This window comes from Microbacterium sp. H6, assembly GCF_003314775.1.
GTDB lineage: Bacteria > Actinomycetota > Actinomycetes > Actinomycetales > Microbacteriaceae > Microbacterium > Microbacterium oxydans.
On sequence record NZ_QOAY01000185.1, the window covers coordinates 8,961 to 11,011 of the forward strand.

A 2,051-nucleotide genomic window follows, 5' to 3' on the forward strand; every position below is an offset into this window, starting at 1 on the left:
ACCGATCTCGACGCGGCCGTCGCCCGCGTGGTCGCCGCCAAGGACGCCGGAGAGGCCCTCTCGGTCGGTGTCGTCGGCAACGCGGCCGAGGTGTTCCCCGAGCTGCTGCGCCGCGGGGTGCCGATCGACATCGTGACCGACCAGACCAGCGCCCACGACCCGCTCGCCTACCTCCCGCTCGGCACCTCGGTGGCGGACTGGAAGACCGAGGCCGAGCGCGACCCGGAGGACTTCACGCACCGCTCGCGCGCATCGATGGCAGCGCACGTGGAGGCGATGGTCGCGTTCCAGGATGCGGGCGCCGCGGTGTTCGACTACGGCAACTCGATCCGCGCCGAAGCGCAGCTGGGCGGGTTCGACCGGGCATTCGAGTTCCCTGGATTCGTGCCGGCCTACATCCGCCCGCAGTTCGAGGAGGGACGAGGGCCGTTCCGCTGGGCTGCGCTCTCGGGTGACCCGGAAGACATCTACAAGACCGACCGGGCGATCGCCGAACTCTTCCCCGAAGACGCCGCCCTGCACCGCTGGCTCGAGAAAGCCGGGGAGAAGGTGCACTTCGAAGGGCTTCCCGCCCGCATCTGCTGGCTCGGCTACAAGGAGCGCCACCTCGCCGGACTCAAGTTCAACGAGATGGTCGCCTCGGGCGAGCTCTCGGCTCCTATCGTGATCGGTCGCGATCACCTCGACTCCGGCTCGGTCGCCTCGCCCTACCGCGAGACCGAGGCGATGAAGGACGGCTCCGACGCCATCGCCGACTGGCCCCTGCTGAACGCCCTGCTCAACACGGCGTCCGGTGCCTCCTGGGTGTCGCTGCACCACGGCGGCGGCGTCGGCATCGGCCGCTCGATCCACGCTGGTCAGGTGACGGTGGCCGACGGTTCTGACCTCGCCGCCCAGAAGCTGGAGCGCGTGCTGACGAACGACCCCGGCACCGGTGTGATGCGCCACGTCGACGCCGGCTACGAGCACGCGCGCGACGTCGCCCGCGAGCGCGGCCTGAACGTGCCGATGCTCTGAGAGGGTGAGGACATGTCGACGCTCATCACGAACATCGCGGAACTGACGACGAACGTCGCGACGGCTGATGACCGCACCGGGACGCTGGCCGACGCAGCGGTGCTGATCGAGGGCGAGCGGATCGCCTGGGTGGGTGCCGCGGCAGAGGCACCGGAAGCCGACGAGGTCGTGGACGCCGCCGGGCGTGCGATGATTCCCGGATTCGTCGACAGCCACAGCCACCTCGTCTTCGGGGGCGACCGCGCCGTCGAGTTCGAGGCGCGCATGGCGGGGCAGAAGTACGCGGCCGGCGGCATCCGCTCGACCGTCGCGGCCACCCGCGCCGCGAGCGACGACGAGCTGCGCGCGCGACTGCGCGGCTTCCTCGACGAGATGCTCGCGCAGGGCACGACGACCGTCGAGATCAAGAGCGGCTACGGCCTGAGCGTCGCCGACGAGGAGCGACTGGTGCGTCTAGCCGCCGAGGTGACCCCGGAGGTGACCTTCCTCGGCGCACACGTCGTGCCCGCCGAGTACGCCGACCGCTCGGACGAGTACGTCGACCTGGTGACCGGGCCCATGCTCGATGCCTGCGCCCCGTACTCGAAGTGGATCGACGTGTTCTGCGAGACGGGCGCCTTCACGGTCGCGCAGTCGCGGCGGGTGCTGGAAGCCGGCATCGCGCGCGGACTCGCCCCCCGCGTGCATGCGAGCCAGCTCGGTCCAGGAGAGGGCGTGCGTCTGGCCGTCGAGCTCGGTGCGGCCTCGATCGACCACGGCACCTATCTGACGGACGCCGACATCGACGCGCTCGCCGGCTCCGACACCGTGCTCACCCTGCTGCCGGGGGTGGAGTTCTCGACGCGGCAGCCGTATCCGAACGCCCGACGCCTGATCGACGCCGGAGTGACCGTGGCGCTGGCCTGCGACACGAACCCGGGGTCGAGCTTCACCTCGTCGATGCCGTTCTGCATCGCCGTGGCCGTGCGCGACATGGGGATGACCCCGGCCGAGGCCGTGTGGGCCGCGACGGCGGGCGGGGCGAAGGCACTGCG

Annotated in this window: 2 protein-coding genes; both read left to right on the forward strand. The window is 70.9% G+C overall.

What is annotated here, in order from left to right; all coding sequences use genetic code 11:
- Nucleotides 1–1,017: urocanate hydratase (gene hutU, locus DSP71_RS12040; RefSeq protein ID WP_113681207.1), on the forward strand; the 1,017-nt coding region annotated here is incomplete at its 5' end.
- 12 nt (nucleotides 1,018–1,029) lie between these two features.
- The coding region (gene hutI, locus DSP71_RS12045) for an imidazolonepropionase (protein WP_113681209.1) at nucleotides 1,030–2,051 on the forward strand (1,022 nt) is incomplete at its 3' end.